An 18,231-nucleotide genomic window follows, 5' to 3' on the forward strand; every position below is an offset into this window, starting at 1 on the left:
CACCGTGTTCGATTCCGTGCGCCCGCACCTCGCGGAGCAGTTGGCGGCGATCCGCGAGGCCGGGCTCTACAAGTCCGAGCGCGTGATCTCCAGCCCGCAGTCCGCCGACATCACCGTCGGCGGCGGCACCGTGGTGAATTTCTGCGCCAACAACTACCTCGACCTGGCCAACCACCCCGACGTCGTGGCCGCCGCCAAGCGGGCCCTCGACGACTGGGGCTTCGGCATGGCCTCGGTGCGGTTCATCTGCGGCACCCAGGAGCCGCACAAGCAGCTCGAGGCGCGGCTGTCGGAGTTCCTCGGCACCGACGACACGATCCTGTACAGCTCCTGCTTCGACGCGAACGGCGGCGTCTTCGAGACCCTGCTGGGCGAGGCCGATGCCGTCATCTCCGACGAGCTCAACCACGCCAGCATCATCGACGGCATCCGGCTGTCCAAGGCCGCCCGGTTCCGGTACCGCAACCGGGACATGGCCGACCTGGAGCGCTGCCTCAAGGAGTCCGCCGAGGCGCGGCACCGGCTGATCGTCACCGACGGCGTCTTCTCCATGGACGGGTACATCGCGCCGCTGGACGAGATCTGCGACCTGGCCGAGCGGTACGACGCGCTGGTCATGGTCGACGACTCGCACGCGGTGGGCTTCATGGGCCCCGGCGGCCGGGGCACGCCCGCGCACTTCGGCGTCTCCGACCGGGTCGACATCGTCACCGGCACCCTCGGCAAGGCCCTCGGCGGAGCCAGCGGCGGCTACGTGGCCGGCCGCGCCGAGATCGTCGAGCTGCTGCGCCAGCGCTCGCGCCCGTACCTGTTCTCCAACTCCCTCGCGCCCGCGATCGTCGGGGCGTCCCTGCGCATCCTCGACCTGCTCGCGGAGTCCGACGAGCGCCGGGCCCGGCTGCACGAGAACACGGCGCTGTTCCGGTCTGAGATGACGGCGGCCGGTTTCGACGTGCTGGCCGGGGAGCACCCGATCGTGCCCGTCATGGTCGGCGACGCGGCGCTGGCGAGCCGGATGGCGGCGGCGCTGCTGGAGCTGGGCATCTACGTGATCGCGTTCTCGTACCCGGTCGTGCCGCAGGGGAAGGCGCGGATCCGGGTCCAGCTGTCGGCCGCGCACTCCACCGAGGACGTCCGCCGGGCCGTCGCGGCGTTCGCACAGGTACGGGACGAACTGGGCGCCTAACGGAGTCGGCGAGCCGACACGGACCGGGCGGAAACCCGACCGACGCCGACCCTCCACTGGGGACAATGGGAGGGTCGGCGTCCGTGTTCGCGGCCCCGCCCGTCCCCCGCCGGAGGTCGACCCATGCGGAGCCCGTTCCCTCCTTCCCCGGTGGCCCTCACCCTCGTGGCCGCGCTGCTGCTCGGCACGGGAGTCGTCGCCACGGTCACGTACCTGGCGGTGACGCGGACCGACCCGGTGCCGGTGACCTACCCGGTCCCGGCGGATCCCGCGCGGTCCACCACCGTCACCCCCCGGTTCGGCCCCGCGCCGAAGGGGTGGCGGCCGGCCACCGGCATGGTCGGGGCCAGCACCGCGACCGCGCCGTTCGCGCAGTGCCCGGCCCTGGGCGCCGACACCGGGTGCGCGGTGCTGATCGACGTGACCGCCTCGGGCGCGGTCGCCGTCCTGACCGACCCCGGGCAGGGCCCCTACGACGGGCGGACCGGCGCGACCCTGGTCGGGGTGCGCAACGACAGCCCCGCCGAACTGCGCGCACTGGCCGTCACCGCCGACACCGCCCTGTTCGCACTCACCGGACCGGGGCTGTGCGTCGACCCCGCGCCGCGCGGCTGCCCGCTCGGCCCGGCGTCCCACGCGGGCCCCGGGGTGCGCCTCGCGGGCGAGGGCCGCTCCGGCACCGTCACGTTCGCCCGCCCGCTGCGGCCCGGGGCCACCGCCTACCTCGCGCTCGCCCAGGCGCCGGCCGCGACCGTCGCCCCGGTGGGCGGCCCCGACGTCGCCGAGCAGGGCGGCGCGCCCAACCCGAGCGAGCGGCCGGTGCCGTGCGGCGAGGCCCCGGCCGTCAACTGCGCGACCGGCGCGTACTGGGACCAGGTCACCGACCTGTCGGTACCCGGTCGCGGCGTGCCCCTCGCGCTGACCCGGACGTACAGTTCGCTGCGCGCCGACCGGGAGTCGCGGTTCGGCTTCGGCTGGACCGACAGCTACGACCTGGGCCTGACCTTCGCGGCCGGCGGCGACGTCGAGGTGCGCCAGGAGGACGGCTCGGTCGTCGTGTTCCACCCCGACGGCGCCGGGTACGCGGCGGCGCCCCGGGTGCTGGCCACGCTGGCCCGCGAGGACGGCGGGTTCGTGTTCCGCCGGCACGCCGACCGGATCCGGCACTCGTTCACCGACTCCGGCCGCCTCGTGCGCCAGACCGACCCGCACGGCTACGCCACGCTGCTGGGCTACACCGGCGACAACCGGTTGGAGCGGGTGACCGACCCGGCCGGGCGGACGCTGCGGCTGCGGTACACCGGGGACCGGGTCACCCGGGTGGACGGGCCGGCCGGGCTGACCGTCGGGTACCAGTACCAGGACGGCGCCCTGTCCCGGGTCACCGAGCCGCTCGACCGGGTGTGGGAGCTGGGCTACGACGCGGCGCGCCGGCTCACCACCACCCGCAGCCCGGGCGGGGTCACCCGCACCGTGGCCTACGACGAGCGCGGCCGGGTGACCGAGGAGGTGGGCGGCACCGGGGCGCGGACGACGTGGGCGTACACGGGCGACGGGGCCTCCCCGGCCGGCGGCACGACCACGATGACGGACCCGGAGCGGGCGGTCACCGTCTACCAGTACGCCGGCCTGCACCTGACCGCCGTCACCCGGGGCGCGGGCACCCCGTCGGCGGCCACCGTCCGGTACACCTACACGGCGGCGGCGCTGGTGTCCTCGGTGACCGACGGCGAGGGGCACCGGACCCGCTACACCTACGACGGGTACGGCGCCGTGACGGGCGTGACCGACGCCAACCTGCGCGTCACCGGGTACGCGTACGCCGACGGGCTGCTCGTCCGGGTCACCGATCCCCGGCAGCGGGTCAGCACCCTGGAGTACAACACCTTCGGCGACGTCACCGCCGAGGTCAACGCCGAGCGGGAACGGGTCGGGTACCGCTACGAGGACCCCGCGCACCCCGGCGACCGCACCGGCGTGGTCAGCGCCGCCGGCCGGGTGACCGTCCTGGGCTACGACCGGTGGGGCGGGGTCGCGTCCAGCACCGTGTCGCCCCGGCCGGGGGTCGCCCGCGCCACCCGGTACGCCTACGACGAGGCCGGGCGCCGTACCCAGGTCATCGCCCCCGGCGGGGCGGTCACCGGCACCCGGCACGATCCCGCCGGCCGGCCGGACCAGGTGACCGACCCGGCCCGGCACGTGACCACCGTGTCCTACGACCCCGACGACAACCCGGTCGGCACCACCGACCGCGACGGCCACCGCACCGAATACCGGCCGGACCCGGACGGCCTGCCCGAACTCGTGACCCGGGCGGACGGCAGCACCACGGGCACGGTGCACGACGGCCTCGGCCGGCCGGTGGAGCAGGTCGACGGCCTCAGGGGTGTCACCCGCTACACCTACGACGCGCTCGGCCGGCTGGCCACCGGCACGGACCCGCTCGGCCGGGTCACCGGCTACGGCTACGACCGGGCCGACAACCTGACCTCCGTCACCGACCCGTCGGGGCGCCGCACCGGCTACGGGTACGACCCGGCCGACCGGCTCGTCTCGGTCTCCTACTCCGACCCCGGCACCCCGGACGTGGCCTACGGCTACGACGAGGCCGGCCGCCGGACCACCATGACCGACGGCACCGGCACCACCCGCTACTCCTACGACGACGCCGGCCGGCTCACCGCGGTGGTCGACGGCGCCGGCACCACGGTCGGGTACGGCTACGACGACGACGGCCGGCTGACCGCGCTCACCTACCCCGGCGGCCGGGTGGCGCGGCGGACCTACGACGGCGCCGGACAGCTCACCGCCGTCACCGACTGGCTGAACGCCACGACCTCCTACGACTACGACGACGCGACCGGCGCGCTGCTCCGGCGGCGCTCCCCCAACGCCGTGGAGATCACCCACGGGGCGTCCAGGACGGTCCGCAACACCGCCACCGGCAAGGTCCTGGCCACCCTGACCGCCACCGGCGACGACACCACGGGACAGGTCAGGTCCACGACGGACACCATCTCCGGCGTCGGGCACAGCTACAGCTACGACCGGCTGCACCGGCTCGGCGGCGTCGACGGGCGCGCGGTCGAACAGGACCCGGCGGGCGGCCTGCTGACGATGCCCGACGGCACCCGGCAGACATTCGACCCGGCCGGCCAGCTGCGGACCAGCGCCACCGGGGCCGGCACCCGCACGTTCGGCTACGACCGGCAGGGCAACCGGAGCACCGTCAGCGCCGCCGGGTCCACGACCGCGCTGCGCTACGACCAGGCCAACCGCCTCGTCGGGTACGGCACGGACACCAGCTACGCCTACGACGGCGACGGACAGCGGGTCGCCGCGACCGTCCACGGCGCCACCAGCCGGTTCGCCTGGGACCGGACCGGCGCCACCCCGCTGGTGCTGTCCGACGGCGCGAACGCGTACCTGTACGGCGTGGACGGCGAGCCCATCGAACAGGTCACCGGCGACCAGCCCCGCTACCTCGTCACCGACCACCAGGGCAGCGTGCGGCTCGGCACCGACATCCGGGGGGAGGTGACCGGCCGCGCCAGCTACGACGCGTACGGCCGGCCGGCCGGGCCCGACCCGGTCTCGGCGCTGGGCTACGCCGGGCAGTACACCGACCCGGTCACCGGGTTCCAGTACCTGCGGCACCGCTACTACGATCCGGCCACCGGCCAGTTCCTCACCCGCGACCCGCTGGTCGCCGAGACCGGCGCGCCGTACTCCTACGCGGGCGGCGACCCGGTCAACGCGTCCGACCCGTCCGGCCTGAGCCCGTGGCGTACCCTCGGCCGCTGGTTGCGGAAGGCCGCCGACTTCGTGGTCCACCACCTGGTCGCCGAGGCCGTCTCGAAACTCGTGACCGTCGGGTGTATCGCGGCGGCCGTCGCACTCGCGGCACCCACCGCGGGGACCAGCCTCGCCGTGGGCATCGTGGGCTGCCAGCTCCTCGGCGGCGCCGCCGGCGGGATCGCCGACTATCTCGTCGGCGCCGTGCAGACCGGGGAGTTCTCCTGGTCGGATCTTGCCTGGGCGGGCGCCGAGGGCGCGGGGCAGAGTCTGCTGGGCGGCAAACTGGCCTCGGAGGTGGCCCTCACGGCCGGCCGCGCCGTGCTCCGGACCGCCCGCAAGGTCGCGGGGCGGATCTCGGGGTCCCGGGACCGGGTGCCGGTGCCCACGCTCCCGTAGCTCGCAGTGACCGCGTGCCACCCGCCCGTCGGGTGACATCTGACATAGACTGCTGTCGAGCTCCGACTCCGGGAGGTTGTGGGTGGGACGTGACGAGCTGACGGAAGCGCTGCGTAGCGGCCCTTTCCACCGGGCGCTGCGCGCCGGCATCGAGGCCAGGGGGTTGGGGCTGCAGCGGATCCGGGCCCGCCTGGCGGAGTGCGGGCTGCACGTCAGCCTGGCGACCCTGAGCTACTGGCAGCAGGGCACCCGCCGGCCCGAGCGGCGCGAGTCGCTGTCGGCGGTCACGGCGTTGGAGCAGATCCTGGGGCTGTCCCCGGCGGCGCTGACGATGCTGCTGGGCCCGCCCCGCCCGCGCGGTCCGCGCCCGGGGCGGCCGGCCACGGTCCAGCGGTACTCGGAACTGTTCGCCCCCGCCCGGACACTGGACCGGATGCTCGGCGAACTGGAGACCTCGGCCGTCGGCCGGGTGCACACCGTGAGCCTGTTCGAGGACGTCCACGTCGAGGCGGACCACGCGGCCGTGCGCCGCCGCAGCCTCCAGGTCGTGCGGGCCCACGAGGAGGTCGACCGCTTCGTCACGATCTTCCAGGGCGACGACGGCTGCGACACGGACCTGGTCCAGGTCGTGCCCCTGGGCAACTGCCGGGTGGGCCGGGTCCGGCGGGACCGGTCCGCGGGCATGGTCGTCACCGAGCTGCTCTTCGACCGGGTCCTGCGGGTGGACGAGACCCACATCCTGGAGTTCGAGCACCGCGACGGCAGCGGGGTGCCGTGCGGGCAGTTCCAACACAGTGCCCGGTACGCGGGGGCGCGGGTGGCGATCCAGGTCCGGTTCGCGCCCGGAGCCGTCCCGGTGCGCTGCTTCCGCTACACCCAGGACCGGCCGGACGGCCCCGACCGGGAACGGGCCGAACTCGCGCTGGCGGGCCGGGACTCCGTCCACGTGCTGGCCACCCATGTCCGGCCCGGGATCGTCGGCGTCCGCTGGGACTGGGAGTAGTGCCGGCCCGGCGCGGGCGGACCGGATGAGACGCACGTTCGTGGGCGTGGCCCTCGCGGTCACCGCCCTGGTCATCGTGGGGTTCGCCGTGCCGCTCGCGTGGTTCGCGCGGCACACGGCGGCCGAACGGGACCAGAGCAACGCGCACCGCGACGCCGACGCGATCGCGGCCGTGCTGCGGGTCACGACCGAGCCCCGGGAGGTCTCCGACGCGCTCGCCGCGCTGCCGGCGGCCAACCGGGGGCTGGTCGTCGTGCGGCTGCCCGACGGCCGGTTCGTCGGCCCGGCGCGCGGTCCGCGCGCGACCCCGGCACAGTGGACGGCGACCGTGACCGGCGGGCGGGCCGCCGACTTCCCGGTGGCCGGCGGCTACACGCACGTGCGCCCGGTCGCGGTCGCCGACGGCGAGGTGGCCGTCGCCGAGGTGTACGTGCCGGAGGCCGACACGGACCGGCGGGTCCGGACGGCGTGGCTGGGCCTGCTCGGGCTGGGCGCGGTCCTGCTGGTGGCCGCCGCGCTGCTCGCCGACCGGCTGGCCCGGCAGGTGGTCCGGTCGAGTACGGCCCTGGCCCTGGCCGCCGAGCGGCTCGGCTCCGGCGACCTGGACGTCCGGGTCAGGCCCGCGGGACCAGCGGAGACGCATACCGCCGGGGTGGCGTTCAACGCGATGGCCGCCCGGATCGCGGCACTGCTGGCGATGGAACGCGAACTGGTCGCCGACCTGTCGCACCGGCTGCGGACCCCGCTCACCGTGCTGCGGCTCAACGCGGCCTCGCTGCCGGACTGCCCGGCCCGGGACCGGGTGGTCGAGGCCAGCCTGGGGCTCAGCGCCGAGGTGGACGACATCGTCGCCCGGGCCCGCCGGCCGCTGGTCGTCCGGGAGGCCGGTTCCTGCGACCTCGCCGAGGTGGTGGCCGGGCGGGTCGCGTTCTGGGAGGTGCTCGCCGAGGACCAGGACCGGCCGTGGCGGCGGTACGGCCTCGACGCGCCCGTGCGGGTCCCCGTACCGGCCGGGACCGTGCAGGAGGTGCTGGACGCGCTGCTCGCCAACGTCTTCCACCACACCCCGCACGGGGCGGCCTGCCACGTAGGGCTGCGCCCGGACCAGGGCGGCGTCATCCTCGCCGTCGACGACGCCGGGCCGGGCATCGCCGAGCCCGCGCTCGCGGTGCGCCGCGGGGTGAGCGGGGGCCGGTCCACCGGGCTGGGGCTCGACATCGCGCGCCGGGTCGCCGCCGAGCACGGCGGGAGCCTGTCGGTCACGGCCTCCCCGCTCGGCGGGGCCCGGGTGGCGCTGCGGCTGCCGACCGTCAGTCCTGGGGCGGGGCGACCAGTTTGATGCCGACGCCGCGCACCGTGTGCAGGAACCGGGGCGCGGCGGCCGTCTCGCCGAGCTTGCGGCGCAGCCAGGACAGGTGCACGTCCACGGTGCTGTCGTCGTCGCCGAAGGACAGCTGCCACACCTCCGCCAGGAGCTGCTTGCGGGTGATCACCTGGCCCGGCCGGGCCGCGAGGTAGGCGAGCAGGTCGAACTCGCGCCGGCTCAGCCGGAGCGCGGCCCCGTCGAGCCGGGCCTCCCGGGCCGTCCGGTCCACGGTGAGGCCGCCGAGCACCAGGGGCGGCACGGGGCCCTCCCGCAGGGTGCGGCGCAGGACGGCGCGCACCCGGGCGGCGATCTGTTCCACGGAGTACGGTTTGACCACGTAGTCGTCGGCGCCCTTGTCGAGCAGGCGGATCATGTCGCACTCGTCGTCGCGGGCGGTGGCCACGATCACGGGCACCTGGGTCGCGGCCCGGATCATGGTGAGCAGCACCGCCCCGTCGAGGTCGGGCAGCCCGAGATCGAGCAGGACGACGTCGGGTTCGTTCCCGGTGACGGCCCGCAACCCCGCCATCGCGCTACCCACCGCCTGCACGCTGTGACCGTAGGCGACCAGCTCCTGGAGCAGGGTGTGGCGGATGCCCGGCTCGTCCTCGATCACCAGTACACGGGGCATGGTGGGCACCATACCCTCGGAAGCCTCGGAGCGGACCATCGTGGACGGATTGATGGATAATGCGGCCCATGCGTCGATGGACTGTCACCGCGGCCGTCTGGCCGGCCGCCGCCGCGCTCGTGGGCGGGGCCGTGTGGTTCCTGGTGTCCCCCGCGTTCGTGGCGGACACCGAACAGAGCCGACCGCTGCCGCCGGCCCGGACCCGGCCGGCCACCCCGTCGCCCAGTGCCGCGCCGCTGGCCCAGGTGCGCCCCCGGGAGTCGGCCAGCCCCACGCCCCGGCCCACGCCGAGCCCGGTGGTGCGGACCGAGGGCCCCGACAGTGTGGTGCGGGTCGTGTACACCGACGGCGGCGTCGTGACCCTCACCTACGACCACGGCAAGGTCACCGTGACCAGCGTGGAGCCCTACGACCGGGAGGTGCGGGTGACGGTCGACGGGGACCGGCACGCCCGGCTCACCGTGCGCCTGGAGTGGATGGGGCACGTCAGCACCGTCGAGGCCTACTGGGAGAAGCCCGGCGTGACCAGGGCGGACGTGTTCGAGGACGACGGGTACGGGGACGAGGTGTGGTGAGTACCCGGCTGGGGGCTCTCGTTCTGCTGCTCGTCGCCACCCTGCTCTCCGGCTGCGGAGGCGAATCCGCGCCCGCGCCCGCCCCCGATCCGGCCCGGCTGCTCGCCGCCCACGTCGCCGGCCTCGCGCCGGACGGTCGCTACCGGCCGCCCCGCGCCGAGGAGAGCCGCGCCGCCGGGGCCGCCGTGGAGCTGCTGCTCGCCGGCGGCACCGAGCGGGGCGCCGACCAGCTGGCCTCGCTGGGCATGCCCGCCACCCGCGGCACCGACCCGGTCACCGGCCGCCCGTTCACGGTGTACGCCAGCGACGCGCGGACCGAACGGTCCTGGGGCCTGGTGCTGGTGGACGGCTCCGCCCCCGCCCGGTGGGTGGTCGAGGTGCCCCATCCGGCGTACGACCTGCGCACCGAGGACCTCGGGCTCGACCTGTTCCGGGCGGTGCCGGGCACGGTGCTGCTGGTCGCCGGGGCGCACCGGAAGGCCGGCGGCGGCGCGGCGGACGTCGCGCACCACGAGGACTCCGTGTTCCACGCCCTCGCCGACGCGTACGCCCGGCACGGCCTGGCCCAGCTGCAACTGCACGGGTTCGCCGACCGGAACCTGCCCGGGACCGACGCGGTGGTCTCGACCGGTCAGGCCGTGCCCGGCCCCGGTCCGCTGCGGGTCGCCGACCAGCTCGACGGGGCCGGGCTCGCGGTCTGCCGGGCCTGGCGGGAACAGTGCGGCAGGCTGGAGGGCACGTCGAACGTCCAGGGCGCGGCGGCCGCCGGGTACGGCGCGGTGTTCGTGCACCTGGAGGCGAGCTGGTCGGTGCGGTCCGACCCGGCGCGACGGTCCACACTGGCCCGCGCCCTGGTCGCGGCCGGACTCGCCGCGCCCTGACACCCGCCGGGCCGTCCGCACAGGACCCACCGGTCAAGTCGCCCTTAGGACCGCGATAGTCAACATTTAGAGACCTCTTAACCATATCGATGGCTACGCTCCGTAAGGCCCGGACCGAGGAAGCCGGGCGAATCGGAGGCGGACCGTGGGCGCAGGCGAGTGGTTGAGGACCTGTCTGGACCGGCAGATCCCCCGGCCGCGCTTCCCGGCCGGCGCGGCCGTGCCGTCCCGGGTGTGCGCGCTGCTGCTGGTGCTGGTCGCCGTCGCCAGCGTCGTCCTGCTGGCCGGCCCGGCCCGGCCCTCGGTGCCGGCGGCGGTCGTCGACTCCCAACTGCGGACCACCCGGCTCGTCGCGGCCGGCGTCCGGACCACCGCCACCACCGGCCTGCAGGCGCTCGTGACGGCGGCCGCCGACGCCGGCCCGGCCCCGGAGCCGGCCGGCCTGGCGCGGTCCGTCGTGGGCGGCGGGGCCGGCTGGCGGGGCGGGGCGGTCCTGGACAAGGGCGCGGTGGTCGCGGCGCACGGCCGGGCCGTCCCGGCGGAGGTGCTCGCGCAGCGCCCGACGGGTCCCGGGCTGACGACGGTGCGGGACGCGGTCGGCGTACACCTCGTCGGGTTCGTGCCCTTGGGCGGCGGCCGGACACTCGTCGCCACCATGCCGCTGCGGGCCCGGCTGGCGCGGGTCGACGCCGACCACGGGCAGAGCCTCGTGCTCGCCCCCCGGCTCGGCGGCTGGGCGGTCGGCCAGGGAGCCCCGGTCGGCGCGCAGGACCCGGTGCTGGCGCCGCTGGTCGCGAAGGCCGTCGCCACGGCCGGCACCCGGGGCGGCACTGCCGTGTCGGAGGGGGCCGGGACCGCGCCGGCCACGGTCGTCACCGCCGTGTCCGCCGGGGAGTCCGGAGTCACGGTGGTGTCGGTGGTGCGGCAGCCCTGGCAGCCGGCGGGTTCGGCGTGGCGGGGCCTGCCCCTCGGCCTCGGGCTGCTCGGTGTGGCCGTCGCGGTCCTGCTCCTCACCCACGCGCTGGTCGTGCGGCCCGTGCGCCGCCTGGTCGCGGACTGCTCGGCGGCGGCCGTCGGCGGGGCGGGCACGCACGCGCCCCGGTGGCGGGTCGGCGAGGTGGCCCGGATCGCCGCCGGGGTCCGCCGGCTGCGGTGGCCGGACCGGGAGCCCCGACGGGCACGGCGCAGGCTCGCGCCCCCGGTCTGGTGGGTCACGGTGGCCTGCGCGGCCGCGCCGATCGGGTGGGCCGCCGTGGCCGTCGCCCCCGCCTCCGACGCCACCCCGGTCCCCCCGCAGGTGGCCGCCGACCTGCGCAACCAGGCGGACATCGTCGGGCGGTCGGTGCAGTTGGCCCTCGACGGCGGGCTCGGCCAGGTGACGGCGGCGGCCGGGGCCGGACCGGAGGGCATCACGGCCCGGATCGACGCGCTCGCCGCCGACGGCCGGTTCCGCAGCGTCTACGTGGTGGACGCCGCGGGCCGGCCCACGAACCGGGCGGGACGGCCGCCCCTGCGCCCCGACGGCCCGGTGACCGCCGGGGCGGGGGTGCGGGTGGACGACCGGGTCCGCCGGGTACCGGCCCTCTACGCGCACGCCGCCCTGCCCGGCGGGCGCGGCCTGGTGGCCGAGTTCGACATCCGGCACCTGTCGGGGCTGCTGGCCCGCGCGGACGGCCGGCTCCGCCTCGTCGACCGGCGGCTGCGCACCTGGGTGGACACCGAGGGCTACCAGGCGTTCGCCACCGTGCGCGGCCGCGACCTGCGGGAGGCCGGGGACGGGGCCTTCACCGGCCGGCCGCCCCGGGAACCGGGTGCCGGCGCGCGGTCCCTGGTCACGGCGGTGGCCCTCGACCGGGAGAGCCCCACCGAACATCTGGGGCTGGCGGTGATCGCCGAGCGCCGGGCCTCCGACCTGGACGTGTGGGAGCACCGCGAGCACCGCCGCCGGGAACTGCTGGCCGTCGTGGCGGTCGCGGTCGCGCTGGTCGGGTTCGGCTGGCAGCTGTTCCTCGTCGCGCTGCCGCTGCGCCGGGTGGCGGCGGCGGCCGAACGACTCGCGGCGGGCGACACCGGTACCCCCATCGCCGTGGCCCGCCAGGACGAGGTCGGCGCGGTCGCGATGTGCCTGGACATCTGCCGGCAGGTCGCGACCCAGGGGCCCTGGCGGCTCGGGGGCGCGGCCCGGATGCGGGGCGTCACCCCGGGAGACGGCGCGGCCCTTCCCACGACGGACGGGGTCACGATCCCGGGGCCCCGGCGGGCCGGAGCGGGCGCGTCGCTGCCCGTCGGAAGCTGAGGCCGGCGTGCTGCTCATCCTCGTGTTCTTCGGCTTCTGCCTCGCGCTGCTCGTCGCCGGGGTCGTCGAGCAGGTCCGCCACCACCGGCACCTGCGGAGCATCCCGGTGCGGGTGCTGGTCAACGGCATCCGGGGCAAGAGTTCGATCACCCGGCTGTGCGCCGGGGCGCTGCGGGGCGGCGGTCAGACCGTCGTCGCGAAGACCACCGGCACGGCGGCCCGGTTCCTCTACCCCGACGGGTCCGAGGAGCCGGTGTACCGCAGGTTCGGGATCGCCAACGTGGTCGAGCAGATCGGCATCGTCCGCCGGGCGGCGGTGTTCCGGCCCGACGCGCTGGTCATCGAGTGCATGGCGGTGATGCCGGCGTTGCAGGAGATCAACCAGTCGAAGCTGATCGAGTCCACGATCGGGGTGCTGTGCAACGTCCGGGAGGACCACCTCGCCGAGATGGGCCCCCCTCGACGACGTGGCCCGGTCCCTGTCGCGGTCCATGCCGGTGGGCGGGGTGTGCGTCACCGCCGAGCGCGACCGGTTGGCGATCCTGCGGGTCGAGGCCCGGCGGCGGCGGTGCCGGCTGGTGGTGGTCGACCCGGAGGAGGTCACCGACGAGGAGATGGCGGCGTTCAGCTGGATCACGTTCAAGGACAACGTGGCCATCGCGCTGGCGGTCGCCCGGCTGTGCGGGGTGCGGCGGGACGCGGCGCTGACGGGCATGTGGGCCGCGCCGCCCGATCCGGGGGTACTGACCGTCGACCGGTTCCGGCTGGCCGGCGGGACCCTGGCGGTGGCCAACGTGTTCGCCGCCAACGACCCGGCCTCCACGCTGCAGAACATCCACCGGCTGCACGACCAGGAACTGATCGGCCGACCGCTCCAGATGGTGATCAACTGCCGGCCGGACCGGGTGGAACGCAACGCCCAGATGGGTACGCTCGTCGGCCAGGTCGCCCCGGACCGGGTGATCCTGATCGGCGAGCCGACCCGCAGCGCGCGGGCCACCGTCCCCGACCCGTGGCAGGACCGGGTCCTCGACCTCGGCGGCCGCCGCCCGGCCCGGCAGCTGCTGGACGAGATCGTCGCCGGGATGGCCGGCGACACGTCGCTGGTGACCGTCGGCAACATCCACGGCCAGGGCGAACTGCTCCTCGCGGAGCTGGCCACGCTGCCCCGGGCCGTCCCCGCGACCCCGCACCGGAGGACACCGTGATCAGCGTCGAGCTCGCCCCCGAGACCGCCACCCTCGCCCTGGGCGCCGGCCTGGTGTTCTCGCTGTTGTGCTACCTGACCACGAACCTGTCCCCCGGCGGCATGATCACCCCGGGGTGGCTCGCGCTGGCCCTGCTCCAGGACTACCGGCAGGCCGCGATCGTGGTGGCGATGACCGGGGTGACCTACGCGGGCACCCGGCTCCTGCAACGCGTCGTCATCCTGTACGGCAAGCGCCTGTTCGCCGCCGTCGTCCTGCTCGGCGTCGTGTTGCAGCTGGCGTTGTTCCTGGTGGTACAGAACAAGTTCCCGCTGCTGTTCGTGCACCAGACCCTCGGCTTCGTCGCCCCCGGGCTGATCGCGTACCAGCTGGTCCGCCAGCCGCCGGCGGCGACGGTGCTGGCGACCGTGGTGGTGACTGCCGCCGCGTACGCGGTGATGATCAGCGGGGTGCTCGCCGGGGTGGTCTCGACCGTGTGACCCGGACCGGGGTCCGGGCGCCGTCAGCGCGCGGCCAGGCCACCGGCTCCCCCGGGTTCACTGGCCGGCCAGTTGGTCGCGCCGCCGGGCCAGGTACGCCGACTCCGCGGTGTTGCCGGCCAACCCGATCGCCCGGTCGTACGCCGCCCGCGCGTCCCCGCTCCGGCCGAGGCGGCGCAGCAGGTCGGCGCGGGTGGCGTGGAAGGCGTGGTACTCCTCCAGCGGCAGGCCGTCCACCTCCGCCAGCGCCACCTGCGGGCCGTCGAGTTCGGCGACCGCGACCGCCCGGTTGAGCCGCACGATCGGCGAGGGATCGAGGCGGACCAGCTGGTCGTAGAGTGCGACGACCTGCGCCCAGTCGGTGTCGCGGACGTCGGCGGCGTCGGTGTGCACCGCGTTGATCGCCGCCAGGATCTGGTAGCGCCCCGGTCGCCGGCCGGAGGCGAGCCGCTCGCGGACCAGGGCGTGGCCCTCGGCGATCAGGGCCCGGTCCCAGGCGCCGCGGTCCTGCTCGGCGAGGGTGACGAGCTCGCCCGTCGCGGACACCCGGGCGGCCCGGCGGGACTCCGTGAGCAGCATCAGCGCCAGCAGCCCGGCGACCTCTCCGTCGGCCGGCAGCAGGGCGCGGACCAGCCGGGTCAGCCGGATCGCCTCGGCGGTCAGGTCGGCGCGGACCGGCTCCTTCCCCGGAGCCGAGGACAGGTAGCCCTCGTTGAAGACCAGGTAGAGGACGGCGAGCACCCCGGTGACCCGGGTGGGGAGGTCCTCCCGGTCCGGTACCCGGTAAGGGATCCCCGCTGTTCTGATCTTGTCCTTCGCGCGGGTGATCCGCCGGCCCATCGCGGGCTCGGCGACCAGGAACGCGGCGGCGATCTCGGGCACCGTCAGCCCGCCGACCATCCGCAGGGTCAGCGCGACCCGCGCCTCCATCGCGAGGGCCGGATGGCAGCAGGTGAACAGGAGCCGGAGCCGGTCGTCCTCGACGACGCCGGTCGGTTCGGGGGTGTCGGACAGCATCAGCGCCTCCCGGTGCTTGTCCTCCCGCCGGGCCTCGCGCCGAAGCCGGTCGATGGCCCGGCGGTGGGCCGTGGTGGTCAGCCACCCGCCGGGATTCGGCGGGACGCCGTCGACCGGCCAGCGCTCGACCGCCGTCGCGAACGCCTCGGCGGCCATCTCCTCGGCGAGGTCGAGGTCCCCGACCCGCCGGGTGAGGGTGGCGACCACCCGGGCCCACTCCTCGCGGTGCACCCGGGCGATCACCTCCCCGACGTCGGTCACAGGAACGGCCGGACCTCGATCCTGCGGTTGCAGACCTTCGACCCCTCACCGGCGAGCCGGAGCGCCACGTCGAGGTCGGGCGCCTCGACGATCCACAGGCCGACGAGGTACTCCTTCGTCTCCACGTAGGGCCCGTCGGTGAACACCGGCGTCCCGTCCCGGCCGTCGACGACGGTGGCCGATTCCGGGGACGCGAGGCCGCCGGCGAAGACCCACTGGCCGTCGGCCTGCATCTGGCGGTTGAAGGCGCTGATCGCGGCCCGCTCCTCCGGGTCGGCGTTCACGGTGGCCGGGTCGTCGTGGAGCACGGAGATCAGGTACTGCGCCATCTTGGATCAACTCCTGTGGTCGGGTGGCCGCCCTTCGGACAGCCTCTCACCCGTACCACGAACGCCGTCGCCGCAATCCGACACGTTCCGCGGGGAAATTTCTGATGGGTCGGGTCGGCGGGTGTCGTTCCAGGTGCGGGGCAGGTCCGCCAGGCCCCTTCTTGACCGCTGGGCGGGCCAGTGCGCGAGGGTCCTCCGCCGCCGGGCCGCCGTCCGGGCCATCGTCCGGGCCGCTGTCCGGGCCGCGGTGGGCTGCCCGGCGAGGTGCTGTCGATGGCCGGCAGATCCGACCTGGTGCACGTTCTCGCGGACGGGCGAGGACCGCGAGTTCACCTTCCAGGCGGAAGCCGGGGCCGGGGCCGGGGCTGGGGCCGAGGGCAGGGCCGGGGCGAGGGCGGGGCGGAAGCCTGGGCCAGGGGCGAAAGCTGGGGCCGAGGTTGGGGGCAGCAAGGGGGCGGTGAGGGGGCGAACTCGCTGCTGACGACTGTGGTCAGCTTTCCGGGCCCGGGCCCGGGCCCGAGCCCGGGCCGGGCCGGGCCGAGCCGGGCCGGGCCGAGCCGGGCCGGGCCGGGCCGAGCCGGGCCGAGCCGGGCCGAGCCGGGCCGAGCCGGGCCGGGGCGGGGCGGGGGCGGGCCGGGCGGGGCCGGGGCGGGGCCGGGGCGGGGGCGGGGCGGGGCGGGGCGGGGCGGGGCCGGGGCGGGGGCGGGGCGGGGCGGGGGCGGGGCGGGGCGGGGCGGGGCGGGGCGGGGCAGCTGCCACAGACGCGTGACCGCGCCGTTTCCGCGGCGCGGTCACCCCCCGAGCGGGTCTGGGCTCAGACCGAGCGGCAGACCCGTCCCCAGCTCTCGTAGCGCTTGTCGAGCCCGTTCCAGTACCACGCCTCTCCGCACACCTGGCCGCCGGTGCCGTTGATGTTGGAGATCCAGGCGGTGCCCTCGTTCGGGTCGATGAACGTGTTCCCGCTGCTGGGGTACTTCGTGTTCAGCGCCGGCCCCCAGAGGTCGAGGTGCCCGTACAGCGTCGGGCGGCCCGGGGTGTGCCGGAACCAGACCTTCGCGTTGTACCAGGATCCCCAGTCCTCGACGTCGATGCAGATGGAGCCGCTGCACGAGATCGCGGCCTGCGCGGGGCTGGCGACGGCGACCGTCATGCCGCCGGCCAGGGCGACACTCGCCAGCAGCGTCCGTACCACCATGGACAGCTTGGGTTTCATGTTGATCCTCCCCCTTGCGGCTGGTTTCCCGTGTGCCGGCGGGCCGCGTCCGGCCGGCACGAGCAGCTTGTCGCACACCGCCTTCACCTCGCCTTCACCGCGACGTCACGGCTGGTCAGCCGGGTCGCGGGCACGACGGGACAGCCGTTCCTCGGCAGCGGACAGCGCTGGGTGTGCCGCCTCGCGGGAATCGAGCGGCACAACGGGACGGCCGCTCTTCGGCGGCGGACGGCGCCAGGTGTGCCACTTGGCGGGGCTCGGACGGCACAACGGATAGCCGTTCCTCAGCGGCGGACGGGCGGCGGGTGTGCCACTTCGCGGCAATCGAGCGGCACGACAGGATGGCCGCTCTCCGGCGGCGGGCAGCGCCAGGTGTGCCACTTGGCGGGGCTCGGACGGCACAACGGATAGCCGTTCCTCAGCGGCGGACGGGCGGCGGGCGCGCCGCTTCGCGGCAATCGAGCGGCACAACGGGACGGCTGCTCTCCGGCGGCGGCCGGGCGCCAGGTGTGCCGCTTCGCGGGGATCGAGCAGGCGGCGGGAGTACCGCTTCCGGGGATCGGAGCACGGTCCGGTGCCCCCCGTCGGCCGGGCGCGCGGTGGTTCCGTCGTGGCCGCGCCGCCCGACCACGTCAGAACCCGAAAACGCCCGTGGACGGCCCGACAGTGCGGGCCGCCCACGGGCGGAACTACGGAGTGGCGGAGACTGTCCCGCGCGGGAGCGGCCGTCAGACGGGCGGGCGTCCGCTCCGGGTTGCGGCGACGGACTGTCCCGCCCGGGAGCGGCCGTCAGCGCGACGGCGGCCCACCGGTGCCGGACCTACAGGGCGGCGAGCGCCGCCTCGGGGGCCTCGACCACGTCGGCGGCCGGCGGCGCGGTCACCGTGACCGGCTTGCCGATCTCGGTGTACGTCGCGGTGATCTCGCCGGCGGTGCCCAGCGACACGGTCAGCTTGGTGAGCCGGCCCTGCGGGTCGAGCTTGGCGGTGAAGCCGGTCGTGGTGACGTCGCCGATCTTGAGCTGGTCGAGGCCGGAGACCCCGCCGAGCTTCTTCAGGTCGACCGTGCCGTAGTAGTTCGTGGCGTCCATCCGCTCGGCGGTCGCGATCGCGCCCAGCAGGGCGTTGGCGTTGGCCGGGTCCGCGAGCTGCTTGCGGGTCTTGCTGGTCTCGGGGAGCTTGTCGAGGTTGACGTGCTGCCACTTGTCGCCCAGGGCCGGCACGCCGTCGAACCGGAACCACAGGTCCTTGTCGATCATGATGAGCTTGGTGGCGATCTTCTGGCCCGACACGGTGACCGTCGTGTCGACCGCGATCTTCTTGCCCGCCGGGTCGACCTGGCCGGTGCCGACGACCGTCTGGCCGGCCGCCAGCGTGGTGTCCATGCCGAACACCAGCGGCTGGCCCTCCAGCTTCTTCGTGCTCGCGGTCAGGGCGTCCTTCGCCGATACCTCCGGCGTGGCGGAGGCGGACGGGGTGGCGCCCTTGGACGCGGGGGTGTCCTTGGTCGCGCAGCCGGCGGCCAGCGGTACGGCGGCGGCCAGGGTCAGTGCGACCAGGGTGATACGGATCTTCACAGCGGTTCCCTCCGTG

The 18,231-nt window shown here is 75.5% G+C and carries 15 protein-coding genes; 9 read left to right on the forward strand and 6 right to left on the reverse strand.

What is annotated here, in order from left to right; all coding sequences use genetic code 11:
• Nucleotides 1–4: 4 nt before the first annotated feature.
• The 4 genes from AB0M43_RS06155 to AB0M43_RS06170 all read left to right on the forward strand — a co-directional run bounded on the left by AB0M43_RS06155 (nucleotide 5) and on the right by AB0M43_RS06170 (nucleotide 7,722).
• The gene (locus AB0M43_RS06155; protein WP_363721601.1) at nucleotides 5–1,186 is read left to right on the forward strand and encodes a glycine C-acetyltransferase; all 1,182 of its coding nucleotides are present in this window, start codon (nucleotides 5–7) and stop codon (nucleotides 1,184–1,186) included.
• A 123-nt stretch (nucleotides 1,187–1,309) separates the two neighbouring features.
• Nucleotides 1,310–5,380: an RHS repeat-associated core domain-containing protein gene (locus AB0M43_RS06160; protein WP_363721603.1), complete on the forward strand. Its 4,071-nt coding sequence runs from the start codon at nucleotides 1,310–1,312 to the stop codon at nucleotides 5,378–5,380.
• 82 nt (nucleotides 5,381–5,462) lie between these two features.
• Nucleotides 5,463–6,383 (forward strand): hypothetical protein, encoded by a 921-nt coding sequence (locus AB0M43_RS06165; protein ID WP_363721605.1) that lies wholly within the window; start codon nucleotides 5,463–5,465, stop codon nucleotides 6,381–6,383.
• Nucleotides 6,384–6,408: 25 nt separating this feature from the next.
• On the forward strand, nucleotides 6,409–7,722 hold the full coding sequence (locus AB0M43_RS06170) for a HAMP domain-containing sensor histidine kinase (protein ID WP_363721607.1): 1,314 nt from the start codon (nucleotides 6,409–6,411) through the stop codon (nucleotides 7,720–7,722).
• On the opposite strand, the gene AB0M43_RS06175 is transcribed toward AB0M43_RS06170, so the two are convergent.
• Nucleotides 7,694–8,380, reverse strand: coding sequence for a response regulator transcription factor (locus AB0M43_RS06175; RefSeq protein WP_363721609.1), 687 nt, complete (start codon nucleotides 8,378–8,380; stop codon nucleotides 7,694–7,696). The two genes, AB0M43_RS06170 and AB0M43_RS06175, sit on opposite strands and share 29 nt — an antisense overlap.
• Before the next feature lie 68 nt (nucleotides 8,381–8,448).
• On the opposite strand from AB0M43_RS06175, the gene AB0M43_RS06180 reads away from it, so the two are divergent.
• The 3 genes from AB0M43_RS06180 (at nucleotide 8,449) to AB0M43_RS06190 (ending at nucleotide 12,132) form a co-directional block, all read left to right on the forward strand.
• A complete protein-coding gene (locus tag AB0M43_RS06180) occupies nucleotides 8,449–8,955 on the forward strand; it encodes a hypothetical protein (RefSeq protein WP_363721611.1) in 507 nt (168 codons plus the stop codon).
• On the forward strand, nucleotides 8,952–9,836 hold the full coding sequence (locus AB0M43_RS06185; RefSeq protein WP_363721612.1) for a hypothetical protein: 885 nt from the start codon (nucleotides 8,952–8,954) through the stop codon (nucleotides 9,834–9,836). Before AB0M43_RS06180 ends, AB0M43_RS06185 begins: the two co-directional genes overlap by 4 nt.
• A 145-nt stretch (nucleotides 9,837–9,981) precedes the next feature.
• Nucleotides 9,982–12,132: a HAMP domain-containing protein gene (locus tag AB0M43_RS06190; protein ID WP_363721614.1), complete on the forward strand. Its 2,151-nt coding sequence runs from the start codon at nucleotides 9,982–9,984 to the stop codon at nucleotides 12,130–12,132.
• A gap of 228 nt (nucleotides 12,133–12,360) precedes the next feature.
• Here the strand turns inward: AB0M43_RS06190 and AB0M43_RS06195 are convergent, their stop codons facing one another.
• Complete coding sequence (locus AB0M43_RS06195; protein WP_363721616.1) at nucleotides 12,361–12,555, reverse strand: hypothetical protein; 195 nt, start codon at nucleotides 12,553–12,555, stop codon at nucleotides 12,361–12,363.
• Between the two features lie 44 nt (nucleotides 12,556–12,599).
• Here AB0M43_RS06195 and AB0M43_RS06200 point away from each other — a divergent pair, with 44 nt between their 5' ends.
• Nucleotides 12,600–13,340 carry a hypothetical protein gene (locus AB0M43_RS06200; RefSeq protein ID WP_363721618.1) on the forward strand — a complete coding sequence of 247 codons (741 nt, stop codon included), beginning with the start codon at nucleotides 12,600–12,602 and terminating at the stop codon, nucleotides 13,338–13,340.
• On the forward strand, nucleotides 13,337–13,819 hold the full coding sequence (locus AB0M43_RS06205; protein ID WP_363721620.1) for a poly-gamma-glutamate biosynthesis protein PgsC/CapC: 483 nt from the start codon (nucleotides 13,337–13,339) through the stop codon (nucleotides 13,817–13,819). Before AB0M43_RS06200 ends, AB0M43_RS06205 begins: the two co-directional genes overlap by 4 nt.
• Before the next feature lie 57 nt (nucleotides 13,820–13,876).
• Here the strand turns inward: AB0M43_RS06205 and AB0M43_RS06210 are convergent, their stop codons facing one another.
• From AB0M43_RS06210 to AB0M43_RS06225, 4 genes are all read right to left on the reverse strand, one after another.
• On the reverse strand, nucleotides 13,877–15,097 hold the full coding sequence (locus tag AB0M43_RS06210) for an RNA polymerase sigma factor (protein ID WP_363721622.1): 1,221 nt from the start codon (nucleotides 15,095–15,097) through the stop codon (nucleotides 13,877–13,879).
• On the reverse strand, nucleotides 15,094–15,426 hold the full coding sequence (locus tag AB0M43_RS06215) for a YciI family protein (protein WP_363721624.1): 333 nt from the start codon (nucleotides 15,424–15,426) through the stop codon (nucleotides 15,094–15,096). The genes AB0M43_RS06210 and AB0M43_RS06215 overlap by 4 nt, the downstream gene beginning before the upstream one ends.
• A gap of 814 nt (nucleotides 15,427–16,240) precedes the next feature.
• Nucleotides 16,241–16,639 carry a hypothetical protein gene (locus AB0M43_RS06220; protein WP_363721626.1) on the reverse strand — a complete coding sequence of 133 codons (399 nt, stop codon included), beginning with the start codon at nucleotides 16,637–16,639 and terminating at the stop codon, nucleotides 16,241–16,243.
• Between the two features lie 820 nt (nucleotides 16,640–17,459).
• Nucleotides 17,460–18,215, reverse strand: coding sequence for a hypothetical protein (locus tag AB0M43_RS06225; RefSeq protein WP_363721627.1), 756 nt, complete (start codon nucleotides 18,213–18,215; stop codon nucleotides 17,460–17,462).
• Nucleotides 18,216–18,231: the final 16 nt, after the last annotated feature.

The sequence above is a fragment of the Longispora sp. NPDC051575 genome (assembly GCF_040681875.1).
Classification (GTDB): Bacteria; Actinomycetota; Actinomycetes; order Mycobacteriales; family Micromonosporaceae; genus Longispora.

Excerpts from the sequence above, each read along its gene's own strand:
- AB0M43_RS06160 (WP_363721603.1), top strand. The coding sequence starts at position 1,310 with ATGCGGAGCCCGTTCCCTCCTTCCCCGGTGGCCCTCACCCTCGTGGCC.
- AB0M43_RS06170 (WP_363721607.1), top strand. The coding sequence starts at position 6,409 with ATGAGACGCACGTTCGTGGGCGTGGCCCTCGCGGTCACCGCCCTGGTC.
- AB0M43_RS06175 (WP_363721609.1), bottom strand. The coding sequence starts at position 8,380 with ATGCCCCGTGTACTGGTGATCGAGGACGAGCCGGGCATCCGCCACACC.
- AB0M43_RS06180 (WP_363721611.1), top strand. The coding sequence starts at position 8,449 with ATGCGTCGATGGACTGTCACCGCGGCCGTCTGGCCGGCCGCCGCCGCG.
- AB0M43_RS06215 (WP_363721624.1), bottom strand. The coding sequence starts at position 15,426 with ATGGCGCAGTACCTGATCTCCGTGCTCCACGACGACCCGGCCACCGTG.
- AB0M43_RS06220 (WP_363721626.1), bottom strand. The coding sequence starts at position 16,639 with ATGAAACCCAAGCTGTCCATGGTGGTACGGACGCTGCTGGCGAGTGTC.